At 43.6% G+C, this 23,411-nt stretch carries 15 protein-coding genes and 2 rRNA genes; 3 read left to right on the top strand and 14 right to left on the bottom strand.

What is annotated here, in order from left to right; translation table 11 throughout:
• Positions 1–28: 28 nt before the first annotated feature.
• From BACPLE_RS17795 to glmS, 5 genes are all read right to left on the bottom strand, one after another.
• Positions 29–1,915 (bottom strand): RagB/SusD family nutrient uptake outer membrane protein, encoded by a 1,887-nt coding sequence (locus tag BACPLE_RS17795; RefSeq protein ID WP_040313448.1) that lies wholly within the window; start codon positions 1,913–1,915, stop codon positions 29–31.
• 12 nt (positions 1,916–1,927) lie between these two features.
• Complete coding sequence (locus BACPLE_RS17790) at positions 1,928–5,281, bottom strand: SusC/RagA family TonB-linked outer membrane protein (RefSeq protein ID WP_007564537.1); 3,354 nt, start codon at positions 5,279–5,281, stop codon at positions 1,928–1,930.
• Positions 5,282–5,443: 162 nt separating this feature from the next.
• Positions 5,444–6,448: a FecR family protein gene (locus tag BACPLE_RS17785; protein ID WP_007564536.1), complete on the bottom strand. Its 1,005-nt coding sequence runs from the start codon at positions 6,446–6,448 to the stop codon at positions 5,444–5,446.
• 89 nt (positions 6,449–6,537) lie between these two features.
• A complete protein-coding gene (locus BACPLE_RS17780; RefSeq protein ID WP_007564534.1) occupies positions 6,538–7,104 on the bottom strand; it encodes an RNA polymerase sigma factor in 567 nt (188 codons plus the stop codon).
• A gap of 350 nt (positions 7,105–7,454) precedes the next feature.
• Positions 7,455–9,299, bottom strand: coding sequence for a glutamine--fructose-6-phosphate transaminase (isomerizing) (glmS, locus tag BACPLE_RS17775; protein ID WP_007564532.1), 1,845 nt, complete (start codon positions 9,297–9,299; stop codon positions 7,455–7,457).
• A gap of 209 nt (positions 9,300–9,508) precedes the next feature.
• Here glmS and BACPLE_RS17770 point away from each other — a divergent pair, with 209 nt between their 5' ends.
• Positions 9,509–10,081, top strand: coding sequence for a superoxide dismutase (locus BACPLE_RS17770; RefSeq protein WP_007564530.1), 573 nt, complete (start codon positions 9,509–9,511; stop codon positions 10,079–10,081).
• A gap of 72 nt (positions 10,082–10,153) precedes the next feature.
• On the opposite strand, the gene BACPLE_RS17765 is transcribed toward BACPLE_RS17770, so the two are convergent.
• Genes BACPLE_RS17765 through BACPLE_RS17745 form a run of 5 tightly spaced genes read right to left on the bottom strand, consistent with a single transcriptional unit; the run spans position 10,154 to position 18,225 of the window.
• Positions 10,154–12,520, bottom strand: coding sequence for an ABC transporter permease (locus BACPLE_RS17765; RefSeq protein WP_007564528.1), 2,367 nt, complete (start codon positions 12,518–12,520; stop codon positions 10,154–10,156).
• 22 nt (positions 12,521–12,542) lie between these two features.
• The gene (locus BACPLE_RS17760) at positions 12,543–14,903 is read right to left on the bottom strand and encodes an ABC transporter permease (RefSeq protein ID WP_007564526.1); all 2,361 of its coding nucleotides are present in this window, start codon (positions 14,901–14,903) and stop codon (positions 12,543–12,545) included.
• 35 nt (positions 14,904–14,938) lie between these two features.
• Entirely contained in the window at positions 14,939–15,565 is a 627-nt protein-coding gene (locus tag BACPLE_RS17755; protein WP_007564524.1) for a GIN domain-containing protein, read from the bottom strand.
• A gap of 13 nt (positions 15,566–15,578) precedes the next feature.
• Positions 15,579–16,829: an efflux RND transporter periplasmic adaptor subunit gene (locus BACPLE_RS17750; RefSeq protein ID WP_007564521.1), complete on the bottom strand. Its 1,251-nt coding sequence runs from the start codon at positions 16,827–16,829 to the stop codon at positions 15,579–15,581.
• Positions 16,830–16,854: 25 nt separating this feature from the next.
• On the bottom strand, positions 16,855–18,225 hold the full coding sequence (locus BACPLE_RS17745; RefSeq protein WP_040313464.1) for a TolC family protein: 1,371 nt from the start codon (positions 18,223–18,225) through the stop codon (positions 16,855–16,857).
• A 212-nt stretch (positions 18,226–18,437) separates the two neighbouring features.
• On the opposite strand from BACPLE_RS17745, the gene BACPLE_RS17740 reads away from it, so the two are divergent.
• Both BACPLE_RS17740 and BACPLE_RS17735 read left to right on the top strand, forming a co-directional pair.
• Positions 18,438–19,811, top strand: a complete 1,374-nt coding sequence (locus BACPLE_RS17740; protein WP_007564518.1) for a sigma-54-dependent transcriptional regulator — start codon at positions 18,438–18,440, stop codon at positions 19,809–19,811.
• A complete protein-coding gene (locus BACPLE_RS17735) occupies positions 19,801–21,105 on the top strand; it encodes a sensor histidine kinase (RefSeq protein WP_007564516.1) in 1,305 nt (434 codons plus the stop codon). The genes BACPLE_RS17740 and BACPLE_RS17735 overlap by 11 nt, the downstream gene beginning before the upstream one ends.
• A 74-nt stretch (positions 21,106–21,179) precedes the next feature.
• Here BACPLE_RS17735 and BACPLE_RS17730 read toward each other — a convergent pair whose 3' ends face one another.
• The 4 genes from BACPLE_RS17730 to BACPLE_RS19625 all read right to left on the bottom strand — a co-directional run.
• The gene (locus tag BACPLE_RS17730; protein ID WP_007564513.1) at positions 21,180–21,626 is read right to left on the bottom strand and encodes a hypothetical protein; all 447 of its coding nucleotides are present in this window, start codon (positions 21,624–21,626) and stop codon (positions 21,180–21,182) included.
• A gap of 167 nt (positions 21,627–21,793) precedes the next feature.
• Complete coding sequence (locus tag BACPLE_RS17725; protein WP_040313445.1) at positions 21,794–22,438, bottom strand: MarC family protein; 645 nt, start codon at positions 22,436–22,438, stop codon at positions 21,794–21,796.
• Positions 22,439–22,535: 97 nt separating this feature from the next.
• Positions 22,536–22,644, bottom strand: a 5S ribosomal RNA gene (gene rrf, locus BACPLE_RS17720).
• Between the two features lie 105 nt (positions 22,645–22,749).
• Positions 22,750–23,411: ribosomal RNA gene (locus BACPLE_RS19625) — 23S ribosomal RNA — on the bottom strand; the annotation flags it as partial.

The raw sequence follows: 23,411 nt of genomic DNA, 5'->3' as shown, positions 1-23,411 counted from the left end.
TAATATTTACCTTATAACTTTTTTATATCTAATATTCTGGATTCTCTACTAAATTAGGATTAGCTGCAATACGAGTTTTTGTTATAGGAAAATAATAATTCTTTTTAAAGAATCGAGGAGGAGCTGTAACTCCATCAACGTCATTAATCACTAGTACTTTAAATTTTCCACTTGCATAATCATATTGATATTGTACCCCACTAAAAGAACGAGTAAGCTCTTTTTCCGCAGTACGCCAACGCCTCAAATCCCAATATCGATGATTCTCAAAAGCTAATTCTACCTTACGTTCATGACGTATTTTATCCATATCAATCTCATCCAAAAGTTTAATTCCGGCTCTTTCTCTAATATCATTTATCGCCTCTAAAGCATCATCGGGCTTATTTAACTCATAAGCAGCTTCTGCATAATTCAATAAAATTTCCGCAAAACGAAATATCTGATAATCAGTTCTAGATTCACATAACCAAAGCATATTATTTGCACTTGGATCAAGATATTTCATAATACCAAATCCACAATTTATAACTCCATTCTGTACATGGCTCAACAACTGATCCCCCACAGCCAAGACACCCTCATATTGTTCTGTAACACCAGAGACAATATTACCTTCAGGAGTTATTATACCATTATGCATATCTATAATATTATTACCTAATGGACCTCCAACCGCATCACGCCATTCCGTACCATTTGTCCAAATGGAAGCATAAAAACGAGGATCTCTCCCTCCCCACAATTCATCCATTGTCCATAATTTACTACTCAACAAATTACGATCTAAAGTGCCTGGGCGACCATCTACATATTCAAACTCTTCAACCATTTCCAAATAAGGAGAATGATGATTTCCCAATCCCCAAACTTGTGGTCTTGGACACTCACATTGATCCCAAGACCATGTACTAAATCCTCCATCTTGAAAGCCAGCACCATCATGAACTTTTACCATAATAGCCTCTGGATTATTTTTTACTAAGAATACATTCTTAAAATTTTGAACTTTATCTGCATCCTGATTATATAAATGATGAGGACTTTCTTTTATTATTCTTCGAGAAGCGTCATAGCATTTTTGAAAATACACTGAAGCTTCACTTTGAGGAATACCCAATAATCCATCTAGTTGAACCTCACCATACTTAGCAACACTTCCCGCAAATAATGCAACACGAGAGTGTAATGCCAAAGCGGCCCATTTACTTGCCCTTCCAGTTTCCTGACTACTTGGTAAGATTTCTGCAATTTCTTCTGTTTCATTCAAGATAAAGTCATAAACAGCTTTCTCTGAACTCCGTTGGGGATATAATAAATCTTCGTCTGAATCTAATTGGGGAACTTCAGTTAACAAAGGTACTCCACCATAACGCTTCACCATTGCAAAATAACAGAAAGCTCGTAAAAAACGCGCCTCAGCCACTCTTTGTTCCACTAGATCTTTGTCTAAAGGAGAATCAGAAACACGTGCTATAAACTCATTTAAATTTCGAATTGTATAATACGCATTTTCCCACCATTCCAACACACCTCCATCAGCTGTAATCCCATTCGACTTATTCCAAGCTAAATTAGCCCAAGCACCAACAGTATATTTAGTTTCATCTGATACATCCATTGTCAAGCCAACACCAAAAACCTGTTCACTATTTCCAAAGAAATAATTAGAATCTCCCTTACGAGCATCACGATTCATTGGAGATCCCGACCAACTAGTAAACATCGTTGTGGCATCATTCACCATTACAGGAGTATACATATATTGTGTAACTAAAAATGCATCGACAAGAGTGGCATCATTCCAAACAACCGCATCCGTGTATTGATTTAATGGTTCTTTATCCAATACATCATAACATGACGTGATGAACATTGAAAAACAAGCACTCAATAATAAATATTTTCGTTTCATAATTATTCAATTTTAAAAAGATAAATTCAATCCAAAACTTAATGTTCTTTGCTGTGGATAATAATATGCAGGAGTTCCTTCCGGCATTTCTGGGTCTACTCCATATTTATTCAAAGAACTCAATGTAAATAAGTTTGTACCTGCAAAATACACCCTTAAACGTTCCACTCCAAGCTTAGACAACCATAATTTTGGGAATTCATAACCAAATGTAAAATTCTTCAAACGCAAATAAGAAGTATTATGATTTCGATAATCTGAATACAAGCCATTCGTACTAGCTCCCCCTGGACGAGGAACTAAAGAATTAGGATCATTTTCTTCAATAGTCCATCTATTTTCGAATTTTAAGACAGATGGTGCAGTCTCTAAATCAATATATGTTGTATAATCAAATGCACCTTGCAACAAAAATGATAAATCAAATCCCTTATATTGGAACGTTGCATTCACACCATAAGTCCAATGGGGCATTGTACCAGAACCTATCTCTGTTTGGTCTCTCCAATCAAGTACTTTATCTCCATTTAAATCTTTATACTTCACATCTCCAGGACGTAAGGTTGAATTTCCATTCAAATCTTTATACACATAGTCCAACTGCTCTATTTCTTCCATGCTCGTAAATAGTCCATCTGAGACATATCCAATTCGACGATCAATCCAGTTTCCTGTTAACTTATACAAACGTTCCTGATCCGGATCTGTATATTCAGGTTCGTCATAATTCACCCATTTACTACGTGACCAAGCTATATTCCCAGATACATCGTATGACAGTTCTCCTATTTTTCCAGCTGTTCCTATTGTAAACTCAAATCCTCTAGTATCAATACTATTCAAATTTTCCTGAGGCAATTCTGCTCCAAAAGAAGAAGGCAAAGAAGAAGCCCTATTACCTGGAATACCATCTCGCAAACGATAAAATCCCTCAATTGTTCCATATAGTTTTCGATTAAACAAAGAAAAGTCAACACCACCATTATATATACTCATCTTTTCCCAAGTTAGTAAATAATTTGCCAACCCAGTAGAATACAATCCAGACATGATATTCGAGCCAATAATATAAGAACCATCAAAAGCATACCCTGCCAAATATTTAAAGCTTCCTACATTATCATTTCCTGATTGCCCATAGCTGAAGCGAAATTTCAACAAATCGACAAAATTCAATTTCTTAATAAAATCCTCTTCAGACATTACCCAACCTAAAGATACACTTGGGAAATACCCCCATCGCTTACCTTTAGGAAATTTAGCTGATGCATCTGCTCTAAAGATAGTTTCTATCAAGTATTTATCTTTATAACCATAATTCAAGCGAGCTACCCAACTAACTCGTCCCATTTCATCTTCCCAACCTGAATTTTGAGCCGTACTAGGATTTCCTGCAAAAATTTGATCAAGTACAGATGTCATAAAATCCGAACGTTTAGTCTCAAAATATTTATCACCATAATTTATGGACTCAAATAAACCTAAAGCAGTTACTCTATGTTTTTCATTAAACAAGTTTTCATAATAAATTGAATATTGTTGCGTTAAATCAAAATTAAACTGAGCACTTAATGCTAAAGAAGTTGGATCTTGAGATTTACGAAATAAAGAATATTCTCCAGATTCCGAATTATAGACATAAAAATCACCCTGCTTTCTAAACTGTTTAAAATTTTGCACATATCGATTATAGTGGAGTAATGCTTTCAATTTCAATCCTTTTACTTGCTTCACATCATAAGTCAAAGCTCCCGTTATACGAAAATAATCTTTATCAGTACTTCTATAACCTCCTAATTCTGTATTAGTCGCAAATAACGGGTTTCCATAAGGAATACCTGCATAAGACATTTTGGTTGGATCTGGTAAACTTACAGGGTATCTTGGTTCAGCTTTATAAAGCTGCTCCCATAATAAATAATGTCCTAACCCTTCGCCAACTCCAGTCAAATATTGTTCTTCCTTAGTATACATCATGTCCAGAGTTAATGATATCTGGTCCGTAACCTTAGCATCCACATTAGACTGTACATTAAAGCGAGTATAATCTCCACCATTTGTTTTCATTATAGTTTCCTGCTTATTGAAACCTGCATAACCAAAATATTTAATCTTATCACTTCCTCCTCTTATTGACAGATTATGATTCTGCTGAGGAGCCCATTTACGTATAACAGCATCAAACCAATCTGTATTCAAATAATCCGGATCTGTACCTTCATAGAATTTTTGAATCTGTTCTTCCGTATATGGCACTTGTGATTCAGGTAGTCCTGCATTTAAATGTGCTTCTCTATCCCATTCTGCACGTTGACCAGAACTCCCAGGTTTTGCCATTTTCGTAGCCCCTTGTAACGTATATGATGTATTTAACGTAATAATAGGTTTAGAGTCGACTCCACGTTTAGTAGTCACAAGTATAACTCCATTACCTGCACGAGCTCCATAAATAGAAGCTGCACCATCTTTTAAGATTGTAATCGACTCAATCTGAGTTGGATCAATATTATTTAAATCTCCTTCAACCCCATCAACGATAACCAATGGATCATCTGCATACCCACGAATTTTCAGTGAAGAGCCATCTGACCCCGGAATTCCAGAGGTTTGTTTTACAGTCAATCCGGGTAATTGTCCAGCAAGCATATTTGTTACATTACTTACAGGAGCGGTAGTTAACTTATCAGATTTTACATTCGCAATGGAACCTGTCAGATTTCCTTTTCTCTGTGTACCATACCCAACGACAACAACTTCATCCAATAAACCAGAATCTTCCTTCAAAACTATATTCATAATTTTATTAGATACAGCTTTCATATTTTGACTCTTATAACCAATATATGAAATCGTCAAAAACTTTCCTTCTGGTATATTCAAAGTAAAATTCCCATCAAAGTCAGTTACCGTTCCATTAGAAGTTCCATCCTCTATTACAGTTGCCCCAATCACCGGTTCTCCGTTGGCATCTACCACTTTTCCGGTCACCTTTTTAGGCTGTGCAGAAGGAGCTACCGCAGCCGGAGTCACAATAATCTTATTCCCAGATACAGCATATTTCAATCCCAATTTGGAAAGTTCACCTTCTAAAAGTTGCTTTAATTCACGATTGGTTGCAGAAATAGTCACATTTCCTTTCCCCTTGATTTCTGCATCCCGATAAGAAAAACGATAGGAAGTTTGTTTTTCAATTGCACTGAACAATTCCTTGACAGAAGCATTCCGCAGTTTCACGGTCACCGTACCCGTCTGGGCAGAAGTGCCAACAAATGCAAACATACACAAAGAAATCAAAGCAGTGCGCAGATTCAAGCGTTTTTTAGTACCTTTGTACTCTAAATCAATTGATTGTTTTGCGGTTTTCATAAATTCATAACAAATTAAGGTTTTAGTTTATTTTACTATGTGTCCACCATAGTTTAATTACAGGACTAAGCCTTCTTTCATGCCCTGGATAATTTGCCGATTATCCGGGGCTTTTGTTTTCTTCTCATGTTTTCATGTACTTCGGTTTTTAAAAGTTAATAACTATTTTCGAGTTTGAATAGAAATCACTCCGTCTTCATTTGTGTACTTGAAATTATAATGGAACTTCAAGACACGCATGATGCTTTCCACATTCTCATCATCAAACGTACCGGTATACACATCGTTCAACAAAGTCTCATCATCCACGGAGAAGGTGACAGCAAACTTGCGGGACAAACAACGGAATACATCTTCCAGCCGTTCACTACGGAACACCAATTCTTTATTCATCCAAGCTGTTTCCATCTTGTTACTTGTCCGCTCATGCAGCAAGTTTCCTGTACGCTTGTTATACACCACTTTTTCATTGGGCTTCACGCGTATGCTCTGATAAGGAGGGCGTAGAGTGGTGACATCCACACTACCTTCTACAAGCGACATCTCCACAATGTCTTTTGTCTCGTATGCATACACATTGAATTTTGTACCCAATACGGTGATGTCCATATAGCCTGTACCCACTGTAAACTTCTTTTCTGTATCTTTCTTTACCTCAAAAAATCCTTCTCCGCTCAATGCTACCTTGCGGTCATTCCGCCCAAAATCCTGACTATAGGTCAAAGAAGATTTGGCATTCAGATGCACTATGGTTCCATCGGGAAGGGTAACGAGCGACTTGCCGTAATCGCCTGAACGTATCACCACATTCTGTTCTGCCAGTGCATTGATTTCATTCTGCTGCATAAAAGTCAATACCGTCAAGCTTCCGGCTATGAGCAACAACAGTGAAGCGGCAACCTGCATCCAGTAGCGTTTCAGCGTGAAACGAGGTTTCACTTCTTCCGAACGAATGTGCAAGCCTTCATAGAGCGTTTTCATTTTTTCTTCCGACAAAGGAGAATGGTCTTCAAACTCTTCCCACTCTGTCTCCAGAAGATGTTTCAATTCCACATCGGATATAGCATCCATGCGGGTTCGCAAATCCTGAAATTCCGCCGGCGTGATGTCACCGGAACGGAACTTGTGTAACAATCCTGATACCTTATCGTTTATTTGTGCACTCATAAACTTTTTTCGTTTGTTTATGGGTAATATCCAATAAGGGCAGATTTATAACATATCAAATTACATGTTATAAAGCATAAAATGATTTTTTAGGCCAGAAATAAGAGCAATAAAGGATAATATTGACGTAATTCTGTACGAAGTATCTTCAGGGCAGCAGACAACTGGTTGCGTACTACCTGCTCTGTGACGGAGAGTTTTCCGGAAATCTCGGCGACCGACATACCGTATTCTTTGTTGAGTTCAAAAATTTCCCGCTGACGGGGTGAAAGATGCTGTTTGGCTTTCTCCAAAGCCTTTACAAAACGGTCATAGTCCAGTTCATCAGGAATCTCATTAGCCGAAGAAGCCAGTTTGTCCCGGTATTCCACATATTCTTCCATCGACGGATTGTGAATCTGTCTTCTCAATTCTTTCAGCAGAAAATGATAGGCTATGGTAAAGAGATAGGATTTGAAAGACTGATCGGGATTCAGGTGCTCCCGATTGGTCCAGATACGAAGAAAAGTTTCCTGCACCACATCATCAGTCGCTTCCTCTGATTTGAGGTACTGAAACACAAACCGATATAGTCTGGATACCCACAATTCATAAAGTTGCTTGTAAGCACGCTCCGAACCGGATTTTACAGCCAATATCAATTCATCTTCCTGCATTTTCTTCCTCGCTTATGTATTTTTCCAAGAAATAAGATGTGCAAATTTACATCTTTACATGAAAAGAGGAAACCTTTCATAAAAAATAATACAGTCCAAAACTCACCATTGCAATCGGTAAAGAGAGTATCTATTTATAGACAAGTTCCAAAACCATATCTACCAAACGACTCTTCATCAAAAAGAAAACTCTTCCGTATTTTCTATGTTTTCCATCGCGGAAACCTACGTCTCTCAAAAGGAAAACCTACGTTTCTCGTAGCAGAAACGTAGGTTTCACGGAAGAGAAACATAAAATCTGACTTAGAGGTTTCTCTTTTTCAACAGTATATTTTCAAATTAGGGTTACGTTATTCCACCGTTACAGACTTAGCCAGATTACGTGGCTGGTCGACATCCATTCCACGGCAAACTGCAATGTAATAGGCCAACAACTGCAACGGAATGGAAGCTACTAACGGATTCAGACATTCCAGTGTAGCGGGAAGTTCGATGCTGTAATCAGCCAAGTTTCGGATAACCGTATCTCCTTCGGTTACTACGGCTACCACTCTTCCCTTGCGGGCCTTGATTTCCTGAATGTTGCTTAGCACTTTTTCGTACAAAGGCGACTGTGTGGCCACGATGACCACCGGCATTTCGGCATCAATCAGGGCGATGGGGCCGTGTTTCATCTCGGCAGCCGGATAACCTTCGGCATGGATGTACGAAATTTCTTTCAGCTTCAAAGCTCCTTCCAAAGCAACCGGAAAGGCGTATCCCCGACCTAAATAAATGAAGTTGCGGGCGTATGTAAACATCTTTGAGAAATCGGAGATGAACGAATGCTGCTTCAGGACGGTCCGCATCTTTTCAGGGACGGTGACCAGTTCTTTCACTATCCGATGATACTCTTCTTCCGAAAGTGTACCTTTTTCTCGTCCCAACGCCAAAGCCAGCAGGGTAAGCACGGTAACCTGTCCGGTAAAGGCTTTCGTAGAAGCCACTCCGATTTCGGGACCCACATGGATATAGGAACCGGTATCCGTAGCACGGGCAATGGAAGAACCGATGACGTTACAGATACCATAGATAAAGGCTCCCTGCGACTTGGCCAGTTCAATGGCAGCTAATGTGTCGGCAGTTTCTCCACTTTGGGAGATAGCAATAACTACGTCATCAGGATGAATCACCGGATTACGGTAACGGAACTCGGAGGCATATTCCACTTCCACAGGAATGCGGCAGAAGCTTTCAATCAGTTGCTTGCCGATGAGTCCGGCATGCCAGGAAGTACCGCAGGCTACGATAATAAAGCGTCCGGCACGCAACAGTTGTTCCTTGTAGTTGGACACGGCGGAAAGAGTGACCGTACAAGTGTCCGTATTCACGCGCCCACGCATACAGTCGCTGATGCAGTCGGGCTGGTCGAAGATTTCTTTCAGCATGAAGTGGGGGAAACCTCCTTTTTCCAGCTGCCCGATATTAAGGGCTACGGTCTGTGCCTCATGCGGGCATTCTACATTATTCAAGTCGACAATCTTCAAGGGAGCACCTGCCCGTAGTACGGCTATTTCTCCGTCAGAGAGATACACCACCTGATTGGTGTAAGTCACCATAGGAGTGGCATCAGAAGCCAAGAAGAACTCTCCATCGCCTACTCCGACGACTAACGGACTACTTTTGCGGGCAGCAATAATCTCGTCGGGATGCTTACGGTCAACTACTGCAATGGCGTAGGCACCGATAACTTCCCGTAAAGCTAACTGCACAGCAGTCAGCAAATCCAAATTGCCTTGTTGCTGAATGTAACCAATCAACTGCACCAGCACTTCCGTATCGGTGCTGCTCTTGAAAGTGCAGCCTTTGGCCTGCAGCTTTTCTTTCAGTACGGCATAGTTTTCGATAATCCCGTTGTGTACCAGTGCCAAATCACCGTTCTGGCTACAATGCGGATGAGCATTTACCGTACTGGGCTCTCCATGGGTAGCCCAACGCGTATGAGCGATTCCCACGCAACCGGACACATCCTGCCCTTCGGCTGTCCGTTCCAAATCAGCTACTTTTCCCACGGATTTATACACATTCAACTGATGAGTGTCGCTCATCAAGGCCGCTCCGGCACTATCATATCCGCGATACTCCAGGCGCTTCAGGCCTTCTACCAATATCGGCCAAGCCTTTCGCTTTCCGATATATCCTACAATTCCACACATGTTACTTTTAACCTTAAAATATTATAGAAATCTACCTAATCTGTCAGCGAAATTACGATTTCTCACAGTATAGAGGGAATTTAGGGAGAGATTTTCTATGAAAACACCGATTTTTATATTAAATTAGTACCGTAATTACAACTTTACAAACGATTTGTTTGTTTATATAAGAACAGAACTAAAAATTATCAACTTTAAATCGAGAAAATATGAAACATTTACTTCCTGAACTTCCTTATCAACTGGAAGCGCTGGCTCCAAAAATGAGCAAAGAAACACTGGAATATCATTACGGAAAACATTTGCAAACGTACATAGACAACCTGAACAAACTGATTGTCGGCACGCCTTACGAAGAAAAAACGCTGGAGCAAATCTTGCTGGAAGCGGAAGGACCGATGTTCAACAATGCAGCCCAGACCTGGAACCATACGTTCTTTTTTGATACACTAACTCCTCAGCAGCCGGAAATGCCTCAACCTTTAGCAGATGCGTTGACTCGCGATTTCGGTTCGGTAGAAACCTTCAAGGAGAAGTTTACACAGGCAGCCACTACGCTGTTCGGTTCGGGATGGACCTGGCTGGTGAGTGACAAAGACGGACATTTGTCCATCGTCAGCGAATCGAACGCTGGAAATCCGCTCAAAAAGGGACTGAAACCGTTACTGGTTATCGACGTGTGGGAGCATGCATACTACATTGACTACCGCAACCGCCGGGCGGCTTTCATCGAAGCATTCTGGACATTAGTGGACTGGCAGAAAGTAGCTGCCCGTCTCTAAAATATAAATCGGGACCTCGGCAAATGAGCGGAGGTCCCGATTGTTTTATTTGTTTTTACACACTATGAAAAGTCATTCGGTCTTGATGTGGTTCACCGGATTTTCACGAACGGCTCTCCAACTGATGAGACACACGGAACCTAAAGAAATCAAGGCTACCAACAGAAAGGCGACGCCAAATACACCCCACACCGCCATGGGGGAATAGTGCAGGATACCGTCTATCTGCTGTACACCGAACCATGCCAAAGGAACGGCCAGCAGCATGCCTGCCAGCAAAGACAGCAGGGAGAAACGAAGCAGTCGTACCCGTTCCATACCTGCACTGGAACCAAAAACTTTCCGGATGGCCATGTCGCGCTTGCGCTGACTGATAAAATAAATGCTCATGGCGGTCAGTCCCAACAGGGAAATCAACAGGGCCGCACACGTGAAGGCCACAATAGTAGTACGCATGTGCAACAAATCTTTATAGACTTCCTTCATCTCATCGGCATACCATTTGGATTCAAAGGGAATACCCTCCACCACCTCCGAAAACAACGCATCAAGTTCTCTCTTATATGCTGCCTGATTGCCTTCAATGGTTTCTACCAGCACGTTCCAGGGTCTTACTTTGTCCGGATGCTCTACTGAAATCATGGTGGGCGACTGCGGAAGGAGAATGGAACCGAATTTGATGTCGGCATACCGTCCGCCTACAGCATACTGGCGGCCATATTCATTCCGCAATTCTGCCGTACGCGCGTAATCCAGCTGCAAAGAATCGAACGTACTTTCGGAGAAATACATGTTCCCCCATTTCCGTGGAAGTTTCCTATCGTCGAACACCTGGATGTGAAAGATGTCCAAGAAGGCTGAATCGGTACGGAACACCTGAAAACTGACATTTTGAGGTATCCCGTTGTTGTCGTAAAGCTGGGTGGTATTGTTGTTTCCCCGGTTTACAGGCGTACCGGCAGTCAAGCAGACATTCTTTACAAAGGGCTTCTTACGGGCTTCGTCACGGAAAAGACGTATTTTTTCGGAGGAACCGACTGTCATGGCAGGATAGTCGAGCACATGACCGTACGTATAACCCAACGGTTCACGCAGAATCCGGTAGATTTGTGCGGACAGATAGAGGGTGCAAGTCAGCATGGCTACGGTGAGTCCGCTCTGTACCACATACAGTGCCCGAAGGTACACCGCCTTGGTTTTCCGACGGAAAGTGCCTTTCACCACATCTAATGGATGGTAGTGAGAAAGCAGAACGGCAGGTACCAGTCCGGCCAGCAAGGAAAGCAGAATAATTCCTATCAGATAGGTTAGCAAAGTAATGGCGTTCAAGTCGCCCCAGATGTCCAGCCGTGTCTGTAGCAGGTCACAGGCAGTCGGTTCCACTGCCTTAGCCAACAGCAAAGCCAGCAGAAAGGCTCCTGTGGTAAACAAGGCCGACTCTCCCAACAAGCGCCAGAAGATACTCCGTGCGGAAGAGCCCAGCAACCGGCGGGTAGCCATTTCCTTGGCACGGTAGCTTACTTGTGCCACGCACATGCTGACGTAATTGAATACGGCCATTAACAGAATCAGAATACCTGCCACTAAGAATATCCAGACTTTCACCGGATTGTACTGACGTAGCTGAAGACTCATTATTTCGGAGAAACACACGTCTTTCAACGGCATCCAGAATGCCTCACGGAACAACTCATGCTGATATCCCCAGGAAAAGGTTTTGAGAAAAGACAGCATATCGGCAGCTTTCTGATCGGGATTAACACCTTGAGGAAAACGGACCAGTATCGTTGTCCCTCCCATGTTGTTCATATCTGGATTACGCATACTGCTTCCCCAGTTCACAAAATCTACATAGTCGAATGGTACAATAGCTTCTACCTCATCGGGGATAACAGAGTTATCAAAGTCTTTTATGATGCCTGTCACTGTGTACATCTCCTTCTTGTCTGCAGACAAACGAAGCATCTTGCCTTCCGCAGGTTCATCCCCAAACAGTTTACGGGCAGCCGATTCGGTCAGCACGATACTATGTGCATCGACCAGTGCCTGTTCCGGATTTCCCGACAACAGCGAATAGCCAAAGAAACGGAGGAAATTATCTTTCACACAATATATTTCGAGGCTGGTTTTCCGGTTATCTATTACCGCATAACTCCCCGAGTTACAAGCTTCAGCATTCACAGCGCACCAGTCGGCCATTTCCGGATAACGGTTGGCCAGCCGTTCACCCACCAGGTAATTGCTGGCGCTATATTCCTCGTTCGACAACACATAAATATGCTCAATATCCTTTATATCGCTGCCCACAGTGAGCTGTCGCACTACCATATTGGCAATAAGCAGCACAAACATCAAAGAAATGCCCAGTCCCGCCACGTTGACCAATGTAAACAGCTTGTTGCGGTGAAGATAGGTAAAATAGGTTTTCAGTCCTTTCATCGTATTTTATAGTTTTATGTGTTTATTCCGTCTTAATACTCCGTACGGGGTTTTCATTGGCATTCTTCCAGCACTGGAATGTCACCGTCAGTACCGTAATAAGACTGACCAGCAGGAAGGAGGTCACAAATACCCAGGCACGGATAGGCGTCTTATCAGAGAAGCTTTCCAGCCAGTCATGCCCTATCCACCAGCCAAAAGGAGCTGCCAGTACGAAGCAGACCACCAGCATGACGAAATAACGCTTGGTAAACATATAGAGAATCTCACCGGTGGAACTTCCCATAATTTTCCGGATACCAATCTCCTTCCGGCGGTATTCGCTTTCAAATAAGGTCAGTCCGAACACACCAATCATGCTGAGGACAATGGCTATCAGGGAGAACAACAGAATCTGACGGGTGAAACGCAGTTCCCGACGATAGTTCTGGTCAATCACCTCATCCATGAAACGGAATCTGAAATCACGGCCCGGTGCCATCTTTTCTGTTGCCTCAGCCAAGCGGTGAAGCATGTCCACTTTGTCTACTCCCGCAGCCACCCGGATGTTCAAGATATTGTTGGCATCCCAATTTGCATAATCTTTTCCGTAAATAAAGAAAGCCATCGGCTCTACGGCATCGTTGTTGCGGAAACTGCTGAAACGAATATTCTCACAGAATCCGACCACAGGATAATCACCAGGAGTAGCGGGTTCGTCCACCTTCATCCAGGGATATTTCTTCCGGGCTGCTTCGTTGAAAATATACACATCTCCGTCGCCCGGTTTAAAGTTCCTCCCCTCAGTAATCTTGATGCCAAGCACAGATAAGTAGCGGTAATCTACCGGAAAACAGACCAACTGTATGTGATGTTCTCCTTCTCCTCTTCCCCACGACATGTAATTATCGGCTGAACTTAAAACGAACTGGGAAATCGAAATACCTTCTATGCCCGAAAGTCCGGACAATTCACTGACAATCGCTTCCCTGCGATCGAGATATTCATAAGGAATCGTTCCCACCAGTACGACCTCCTTGTCATAGCCATAGTCGCTGTGCTGAATGTAACGGCTCTGCAGGTACATGATGCCTACCGCAATAATCAGCATGAAAGAGACAAAGAACTGGAAGCAAACCAGAAACGTACGCAGCATCTTTCCTTTCGGGGAAAGACCGAACGAGCCTTTCAGTACTAGTGCCGGTGGAAAAGAGGTGACGTAGTAAGAAGGATAGGCTCCAGCCAGCAAGCCCATGCACACGGCCATTCCGCCCAAAGCTATCAGCAAGTTTGGATGATTCATCAAAGAGAGATCGGATGCCACCAGGGTATTTAAAGAACTATCTTGCAACAGATAGAGCCAAAGCAATGACAGCAGGAAGCCACACACACAAACCAATACGGATTCCAACAACAGATACATCCGTAAAGAGAGTGTGGAAGCACCCAACACTTTCTGGGTGTTAATGGAACGCAACCGCATGGGAGTTTCTGCCAGCGAGAAGTTCATGTAGTTGACTGCTGCCGTCAGCAAAATCAGTACCGATACACACAGCAGCAGGTATACGGCCGCCTTGCTGGTAGCCGCCTTGTTGCCTACCGTAGAATAGTGCACTTCGTCCAGCGGTGTAAAATGAATGAAATTCTCCCAGTCTTCCTCTCCCTCTCCGCTAATCAGGTCTTTTGGAATCATCCGCTTGCAGGCTTCTATCACCGACTGCCGGACATCGGCCAATGAAGCCGGATTGTCAAGCCGGATATACAAGGCATAATTCCAGTTTGTCCACGAATCTTTGTTCAGGTTCGGGGAGTAGGAAGAAAAGACACAATTCCCTAACTGAGAGTTTTCCGGCATGTCCTGGTAAACCCCTCCTATCACCAACGGCTGGTTACGGGATTTGCGGTCTACATAAATTGTCTTACCAATGGCATCTGTAGTACCGAAAAAGCGGAGAGCCATGGATGCAGAAATCAGGGCATGATTGGGTTCATTAAGCGAAGCAGTCGTTCCACATACCATAGTAGGCTGAAATACCTCCAGGTAATCACCAAATCCCGTAAACCAGGGCTCAGAATAAATGTGTTCGTCTACTTCAAAATCATTCTTATTGTTTGACAATGAAGTAACTGAAATGGCCTGTATGTGTGGAGAAGAAGCTCCCACCAGCTCACAGAAAGGACGAGCCAGCCAGATTTGCCAGCCGTAATCTCCGCCTGCATCCACTTCTACCCGGTAAATACGATCGTGTGCCGGATAGGCTTTGTTGTAGTTATAGTCGTAGTCCACCTGTGTCAGGATGACGAAGCAGGCGGCAAACGCAATACTCAATCCTAACAGATTCAATACGCTGGCCGTAAAGAAACGCCGGAAGGTATGCGAGAAATTTCTAAGAAGTGTGTTCATGAGTGGTAAGTGTTTTTATACTGCGATTACGAAATTTATTCACCGACTTTCAACCTCCGGGTAGAAACGCTACCGATTCCGTCTTTGGAGATTTGAGCCGATTTAGCCTTTCCACTTAAAGTAAGACTACCGACACCTTCTATGCTGGCATCCAGGTGTTCGCAATCTACGGCCAGTTCACCGCTTCCCACACCTTCCAGACTGACTTGCACATTCCGGGCATGCAAATCGGCCACGTGCAGACTGCCCACGCCTTCCACATCAAACTTCACATCCTTCAGGTTCAGGCGGGACTTGCAATTGAATGAACCAACACCTTCAAAAGCTACTTTCTGCAAATCGGGTGCACTGATGTAAATAGAGAGTCCGTTCACGTTCCGGGTAGCTTTCTTTCCTTTCTCAGCCCACGCAATCAGCAATACTCCGTCTTTCACCGTACACTTTGTCTGGTTTACCCATTTCTTTTCTCCCTCTATACGAAGAGAATAGGTATCCGACTGAGTGAAATACACACTGGCTACACTTTCCACTTCAATGGAATGGAAAGAACTCACACTGCGGGTTTCACTTACTTTTTCTTCATTACCACTTCTTGCACTGGCACAGTTTACACACATCAAACCCATTACCAAACCTGCCAATATACGTACTATCTTTTTCATCACATTTTATTTTTTAGTTTAACACCAATACTTCATTGTCTTTGTAACTCTCATAACCGGAAACGATGACACGTTCGCCTTTTTCCAATCCTTCCAACACCTCGTAATACTGCGGATTCTGACGTCCGATACGTATTTTACGGCGATAGGCTTTCTTTCCTTCCTTGTCGACCACAAAAATCCAGTTTCCTCCGGTCACTTGGAAGAAGGTACCCTTCGGAATCAGCACGCTTTCGGTAGGCTCACCCAGCTGCAAGTCGATGTAGTAAGTCTGTCCGCTGCGGATATTTTCCGGACGGTTGCCCTGGAAGATGAAGTCCGTACGGAAACGTCCCTCACGTACTTCCGGATACACCTTGCGCACCTTTAAGTTAAACGAAGAACCCTGACGTTCAAAAGTAGCGGGCAGTCCGTTGGTCACACGGTCGATGTAGTGTTCATCAATCATAGCCTCGATTTTGAAGTCCGACAAGTCATTAATCTGTCCCACCATTTGTCCGGCGGTGATATTCTGTCCTAACTCCGCATCCAACAATCCTAATTCTCCGTCAATTGTAGCCCGCACTTCCAGTTTATCCTTCCGTTCGCGAATCAGCAAGACATTCTTGCGCATGTTCTGCAAGTTATCTTCCATCTGATCCATCTGAATGTTACGGTAAATGGAATCCTGCACCAGACGTTCCGTAATCAGTTTATGCTTCTTCTGGGCCACTTCATAATCTTCCTTGGCCTGAAGATATTCTTCGCGGCTGATAAGACGTTCCTTGTACAGACGCTGATATTGCTGGAACGTACGCTGTTTGCGGCGCGTATCAATGTCAAGCTGTACTTTCTCAGTTTCGTTGTTCAACTTGTCCTGTTGCATGGTGACCTGTGTATTACGGAGCAGGTTCTGCTTTTCAGCCAGTTCAGACTCCGCATTCAGAATCTGCAAATCCAGGTTGGAGTTACTGAGACGGAGAATCACGTCGCCTTTCTTCACATGAGCTCCTTCTTCCACCACCTTTTCCTGCACGATACCTCCCTCTTCGGGACTGAGTTGTACCACGGAAATAGGCTGTACCTGCCCGTTCACACGGATATAGTCATTGAATTTTCCATAAGTCACGTCAGCAATGTTCAGTGACTTACCGTCGACTTTCAATGTAGAAGCATGATTGCCGAAAATAATCCAGCCCAACAGCAGAAGAATAACAACTCCTCCCCCAATATAAGGAAGATGTTTCTTCTGGATTCCTTTTTTCTTTTCTAACTGTATATCCATAATATCGTCTTTTTTCAATTTCTATTTATTTGTCTGCGGCATCAAACCCGCGAATAATTTCTTCTCCCTTGTAATAGTCTACCAGACGGCATTTCATCAGGTAGGTCAGCTTACTTTGCAGTAGTAAAGTTTCGCTTTCAAGCAAGGTGGCTGCATTGTTTTGTACATCGAGTGAGGTCATCAAGCCTTCTTCGTACTTGCGCCGGGTGACATGATAGGCCAGTGAGTCGGAACTGACTTTCTTTTCCATCTGTATGCTCTCCTTCAGATAGCCTTCCCGGTCCTGTACAGCCTGAAGCACCAATTTCTGCAATTCCTCTTTCTGCGATTCATATTGTTCACAAGCAATGCGGTAATTGTTTTTTGCCTGCCGCATGCTGGTTACTCCTGAAAGCCGGTTGAATATAGGAATACTCATACTGATACCCACGTAGGAACCGAAGTTATTATTGAACTGGGTACGGAAATCAGGATAAGCCGTAGAATGAAGTTCCTTATAATAGGAACTGGAAATTCCACCGAACAACGTGATGGACGGTACCACATTGGCCCATGAAATTTTACGGCGCATATCGGCTACTTTCGCATTCAGTGCAGCCTGCTGGAGGGTAGGATTGACATTCAGTGCGATACGGAACACATCGTCCGCACGCTCCTGAGTCAACTGAATATATTGAAGTGTTTGTGTATCGAGTACGGCAGTATCCAACTGTAAAGTATCTTCTGCCGGAAAATTCATTTTCTGTTTCAATGTCAGCAAGGCTGTTTCATACAAGTTCTTCTGATGGGTGAGGTTGTAACTGTCCGTAGCCTGCTGAGCCTCCATTTGGGCTACATCTGACAAGCCTTTCAACCCTAATTCCTCCTGACGGCGCGTTTTGTATAGCAGCGAATCGCTTTCCTGCAATTTCTTGCGGGCCAGTCGCAAAGTGCCGTAGCAATATAGGGCATCAATATAAGCCTGGAAAGTCTCTAACGCTGTATTGTCTTTGGCTTCCTGCCAGGCGGCTTTTCCCATCAGCCAGGCAGCCTTTGCCCGACGTACCTCGTTCACCAGTCCCCCACCACGGAAAATCGGCATGGAAGCTTCCATAGAATAACCGTTGTTGAAAGTAGACAAGGTGTTGTAGGTATTGGTTTCAGGATCGACCGAACGACCGAAATTATATTGTATGCTGGTACCTGCACTTACCCCGGGCAAGAAACTGCCGATAGCCTTCATGCGATCCAACCTTGCATTGTCTGCTTCAAGTTCCCGCTGCCGGACGGTACGGTTGTGCTGTACGGCGTAGTCCATACAGCGGTCTACGTCCCATACATCTTGTGCCGCAGCTTCCAGCCCCATCCAACCGGAAAAGAAACAAATCATCATGCGTAATAGATTCTTTTTATTCATATTGTTTTCTTTTATCTGCAAAAGAGCATTCAAATACCGTGCCAAAGTTTTATTCAATTCATTTTCAATAAGATAGAATATTACATAGAATCTCAAGTGTCTAATTTTTTGACAATGAGTGTCTAATTTTTTGTCACTGTACATATTTTTTAGACATTTTTGAGGGCTATGCCTTGAAAATTCCTATTTTTGTCGCAAAATCTCAATCACAGATGGCAAAACAAGGAACTTTACTCGTTGTAGATGACAACCGCAACATACTTACTTCTCTGCAATATCTTCTGGAAGAATATTTCCAGCAAGTAATCACCCTGAATTCTCCCGTAACCATTCCTTCCCTACTACAACGGGAAGCGATTGATGTGGTGCTGCTGGACATGAACTTTTCTTCCGGCATCAACAGCGGGAATGAGGGACTTTACTGGTTGCGCGAAATCAAACGGCTGCGTCCGCAGATTCAAGTGGTATTGTTCACTGCCTATGCCGACATCAACTTAGCGGTAACAGGACTGAAGGATGGAGCGACCGACTTCATTGTAAAGCCTTGGGACAATGCCAAACTGGTGCAGACTCTGCAAGAAGCCTATGCCAAAGCCCGAGGAAACGAGAAGAAAGGAAAGCAGGCCTCACAACCGACAGAAAAATCGAGTATGTACTGGGGAAATTCCTCCGTCATCCGTCCGCTACGACTGTTGGTTGAGAAGGTCAGCACGACCGATGCCAATATCCTGATTACCGGAGAAAACGGTACGGGAAAAGATATGCTGGCACGAGAAATTCACCGGCTGTCTCCCCGCCGCAACGGTCCGATGGTGGCCGTCGATATGGGAGCCATTACCGAATCACTGTTTGAAAGCGAATTGTTCGGTCATGTAAAAGGTTCGTTTACTGATGCCCACACTGACCGGGTAGGACGTTTTGAAGCAGCCGATGGCGGAACCTTGTTTCTCGATGAAATTGCCAACCTGCCCTATCATCTGCAAGCCAAACTGTTGACGGTGATTCAGAAGCGCTATTTTATCAAGGTAGGAAGCAATACTCCCCAGCCGACCAATATCCGGCTGATTTGTGCCACGAACCGTAACTTAGATGAAATGGTACACAATGGAGAGTTCCGTGAAGACCTGCTGTATCGCATCAACACCATTCATTTGCACATTCCGGCTCTTCGGGAACGGAAAGAAGACATCCTTCCTCTGGCACAGCGTTTCTTAGAACAATATAATCAGCAATACCTGCGCACGCTGACCGGATTCAGTGCCGATGCAGAACAGCGTCTGCTGAATTATCCCTGGTATGGAAATATCCGTGAGCTACAGCATACCATTGAAAAGGCAGTTATCCTTTCAGAAGGAAATCTGTTGAAAGCCGAAAACCTGCAACTGACAGAAGTTTCGGGACAGGATGCTCCAAGCATACACGAAGAGAATAAAGAAGACACTCCGCTGCAAACCTTGGACGAGATGGAGAAAAATCTCGTCAAGAAAGCCATCGAACAATGCGATGGTAATTTGTCACAGGCAGCGGCACAATTGGGCATTACGCGGCAGACACTTTACAACAAGATGAAACGTCATGGCATCTAAATGGTTATCTTCTCCGCTGGCACGGCTCGCCTTCCTCACAGGAGGTACCGTACTGCTGACGCTCGGTATCAGCCGGGATGAGAACGAATGGCTCTGGATAGGAGGTTTTCTGATTGCCTTAGCCATCTATCTGTTTTATTCCAGCCAGAAACAGTTGCGCGAAAAAAGCTGGCTGATGCTGGAAGCTATCCGCAACAGGGATTATTCTTTCCGCCTTCCTACGCATGGCTTCATCGGAGGAGAACGTATTCTGCAAAATGCACTCAACGAGTTTGGTGCCATGATGGGCGAACAGAAACAATTAATGGAACAACGGGAACGGTTTTATGAACAGGTTCTCTCAGGCATCAGTTCCGGCATCATCGTGCTGGACGAACAAAACAAAATCATACAAACCAATCCGGCTGCCACAAGGCTGTTAGGACTTCCGGCCCTCGGTACCCTGCAACAACTGGAGCGTTATGGAAATGATATACCTGAATTACTCAGCTCGCTTCCTGCAGGTGAACGGTGTAACCTGCAATATGCTACTTCCAAAGGGGAAATCCAACTGTTAGTACGTGCCTCCATTATGGAATTAGGAGGAAATACGGTAAAGATTCTTACCCTGAATGATATTCGTAACGAAATGGACACAAAAGAGCTTGAATCGTGGATAAAACTGACCAGGGTACTGACACACGAAATCATGAACTCCATCGCTCCGATTTCTTCTCTAAGCGAAACTTTTCTGCTACGAAAAGATGTAATTGATAGTCCGATTTACGAAGGTATCCGTGCCATTCATGAAACCTCTACCGGACTTATTTCCTTTGTAGACAGTTACCGGAAGTTCTCTGCGCTTCAGAAACCTTCACCAGAGCCGTTCTATCTGAAAGAACTCCTTTTGCAGGTAAAAAGCATTCACTTAATCCCCTCGCGCATTCAGTTGACACTCCAGATTGAGCCGGACGACCTGATGCTGTATGCCGACCCTAACCTGATTCGCCAGGTACTTATCAATCTTCTCAAGAATGCCACACAAGCTATTGGAGAAAATAAAGGAAAAATCCACATACGAGCCTATTCCACCAAGGAAGAACATATCTTAGTCTATGTCAGCAACGACGGTCCTGCCATCCCTGAAAAGGAAGCAGAAGAAATCTTTGTACCGTTCTTTACCACTAAAAAAGAAGGAAGCGGAATCGGTCTCTCTCTTTCCCGACAGATTATGAAGCTTTCTAATGGCAGTATCAGCCTGTTAAAAGCAGAAACTAACGGATGGAATACTACCTTCGTACTGGAATTCTTTTAAACAAAAAGAAGCCCCGAATTACGTTTATTCAGGGCTTCTCTAGTAAAATTGAATCATAACAACTAACGGTATTTTTAAACCATCGCTAAGTCGGAAGAATCCGACTCACGTTTTCTCAAAAGCATTTTCAAACCTTCCAATAAGTTCCGACATCCATCATTCATCTCCTCATTGCCATTCCTATAACCAAAATCCACATCACATGAGGGCATATCGGCTTTAGACTTACGTTTGCAGATGTCCGCAAACAAATGAATCTTGTGCCAATTACGATAATCCATAAAACGAGTCAGCAAATCTTTCTGCCACGGCTCCATTACTACTACGAAGTCGGCTTCATCGCGTAAAGCTTCGTTCATGCTCCGTTCCAACTTTCTCCCTCCCGGAGAACCAAATTCTGTCATCTCAGCTGTTACCACCTCCACATCGGTCATGTCAGCTTCGGTGAGTTTCTTCTTAAAAAGAGACTCCATTGAGAACAGCTTTCCGACACGTTCCAGACCGACTAATAGCACTTTCATAAAATCAAATTTTAAAAGTTAATAAAAAGAAGGTACTGAAAATCCTTTCTCGAATTAAATGTAACAATTTAATTCGGTCAAACAAAACGAATAATAGAATATTAGCAGAAAATACACATTAATTATGATTTGATATACTCAAAATACAAATTATAATAAATTATCATCTACAAACGGCTTCCTTGAATGATATCAATCAAAATCGGACGCATTCCTCCGACAAAACATTCTACTGCAATCACCATCAGAATCAATCCCATCAGACGCATCATCACATTATTACCCGTTTCCCCAATAATGCGAACCAGTTTCGTAGATAAACGTAGAATGATATAAGTAAGTATATACACCAAAGCTATCACGGAAACAAGAGTAACTTTCAAACTCCACGTCCGCGCATCATCCATCATGATAATGCCATTGGCAATAGCACCTGGTCCACACAACATCGGAATGGAGAGCGGCGTGATTGAAATATCGTTTGCATAAGCTTTGATCTCCTCGTCTTTCAACTTCGTATTGGTATAGCGTGCCTGCAACATATCGTAGCCTATCTTCAGGATGATAATACCTGCTGCAATACGAAATCCATTGGTAGATATTCCGAAAAACTTAAACAAGAACTGCCCGCAAAATGTAAATGCAATCAGTATAATAAAAGAAATGATTGTAGCTCTTTTCACAATATGTTGTCGCTCTTTTTCTTCCAGACCATTCGTCATTGTCAAAAAGACCGGCATTGTACCCAAAGGGTTTGTCAACGTAAAAAAAGAGGTAAAGCACAACAGTGCATAAGGTAAGATTGTATCCATAAAATATATATTTTAAAACCTAAAACAAAGATACAATAAAATCTGAGTTACGGATACAAAAAAGCCCCGAAGCGTTTCCGCTTCAGGGCTTCCGTTAAGACGGCGACTACCTACTCTCCCACTTGCGCAGTACCATCGGCGTGACGAAGCTTAACTTCTCTGTTCGGAATGGGAAGAGGTGGAACCTTCGTGCAATAGTCACCTGAATATCTTTATATATTCATGACTCACAAGCAAGCAATTTCAGCACTTCATTCATGCTAAACGTATATATCATCCTTCCGATGACTTTTCCATCCGCTCCGCGCGGATAAGGAAAGCTGACGGGCAATTAGTAATGCTCGGCTTTGCTGTCTCCAGCTTTACACCTGCATCCTATCAACGTTGTCGTCTTCAACGACCCTGAGAAATCTAATCTTGTGGCCGGCTTCGCACTTAGATGCTTTCAGCGCTTATCCGATCCCGACTTAGATACCCGGCGATGCGCCTGGCGGCACAACCGGTAAACCAGAGGTCGGTCCAACACGGTCCTCTCGTACTAGTGTCAGAGCCACGCAAATTTCATACGCCCACGATAGATAGAGACCGAACTGTCTCACGACGTTCTGAACCCAGCTCGCGTGCCACTTTAATGGGCGAACAGCCCAACCCTTGGGACCTTCTCCAGCCCCAGGATGTGACGAGCCGACATCGAGGTGCCAAACCACTCCGTCGATATGAGCTCTTGGGAGGGATCAGCCTGTTATCCCCGGAGTACCTTTTATCCTTTGAGCGATGTCCCTTCCATACGGAAACACCGGATCACTATGCTCTAGTTTCCTACCTGCTCGACTTGTCTGTCTCCCAGTCAAGCGCCCTTATGCCATTACACTCTGCGGACGGTTACCGATCGTCTGAGGGCACCTTTAGAGCCTCCGTTACGCTTTTGGAGGCGACCACCCCAGTCAACTACCCACCAAGCAATGTCCTTCAA

The sequence above is a fragment of the Phocaeicola plebeius DSM 17135 genome (assembly GCF_000187895.1).
Lineage (GTDB): Bacteria > Bacteroidota > Bacteroidia > Bacteroidales > Bacteroidaceae > Phocaeicola > Phocaeicola plebeius.
This window is presented reverse-complemented; position numbering and strand designations above follow the sequence as displayed.

Coding starts and splice junctions, on each gene's coding strand:
- BACPLE_RS17795 (WP_040313448.1), bottom strand. CDS start 1,915: ATGAAACGAAAATATTTATTATTGAGTGCTTGTTTTTCAATGTTCATC.
- BACPLE_RS17790 (WP_007564537.1), bottom strand. CDS start 5,281: ATGAAAACCGCAAAACAATCAATTGATTTAGAGTACAAAGGTACTAAA.
- BACPLE_RS17785 (WP_007564536.1), bottom strand. CDS start 6,448: ATGAGTGCACAAATAAACGATAAGGTATCAGGATTGTTACACAAGTTC.
- BACPLE_RS17780 (WP_007564534.1), bottom strand. CDS start 7,104: ATGCAGGAAGATGAATTGATATTGGCTGTAAAATCCGGTTCGGAGCGT.
- glmS (WP_007564532.1), bottom strand. CDS start 9,299: ATGTGTGGAATTGTAGGATATATCGGAAAGCGAAAGGCTTGGCCGATA.
- BACPLE_RS17770 (WP_007564530.1), top strand. CDS start 9,509: ATGAAACATTTACTTCCTGAACTTCCTTATCAACTGGAAGCGCTGGCT.
- BACPLE_RS17765 (WP_007564528.1), bottom strand. CDS start 12,520: ATGAAAGGACTGAAAACCTATTTTACCTATCTTCACCGCAACAAGCTG.
- BACPLE_RS17760 (WP_007564526.1), bottom strand. CDS start 14,903: ATGAACACACTTCTTAGAAATTTCTCGCATACCTTCCGGCGTTTCTTT.
- BACPLE_RS17755 (WP_007564524.1), bottom strand. CDS start 15,565: ATGAAAAAGATAGTACGTATATTGGCAGGTTTGGTAATGGGTTTGATG.
- BACPLE_RS17750 (WP_007564521.1), bottom strand. CDS start 16,829: ATGGATATACAGTTAGAAAAGAAAAAAGGAATCCAGAAGAAACATCTT.
- BACPLE_RS17745 (WP_040313464.1), bottom strand. CDS start 18,225: ATGAATAAAAAGAATCTATTACGCATGATGATTTGTTTCTTTTCCGGT.
- BACPLE_RS17740 (WP_007564518.1), top strand. CDS start 18,438: ATGGCAAAACAAGGAACTTTACTCGTTGTAGATGACAACCGCAACATA.
- BACPLE_RS17735 (WP_007564516.1), top strand. CDS start 19,801: ATGGCATCTAAATGGTTATCTTCTCCGCTGGCACGGCTCGCCTTCCTC.
- BACPLE_RS17730 (WP_007564513.1), bottom strand. CDS start 21,626: ATGAAAGTGCTATTAGTCGGTCTGGAACGTGTCGGAAAGCTGTTCTCA.
- BACPLE_RS17725 (WP_040313445.1), bottom strand. CDS start 22,438: ATGGATACAATCTTACCTTATGCACTGTTGTGCTTTACCTCTTTTTTT.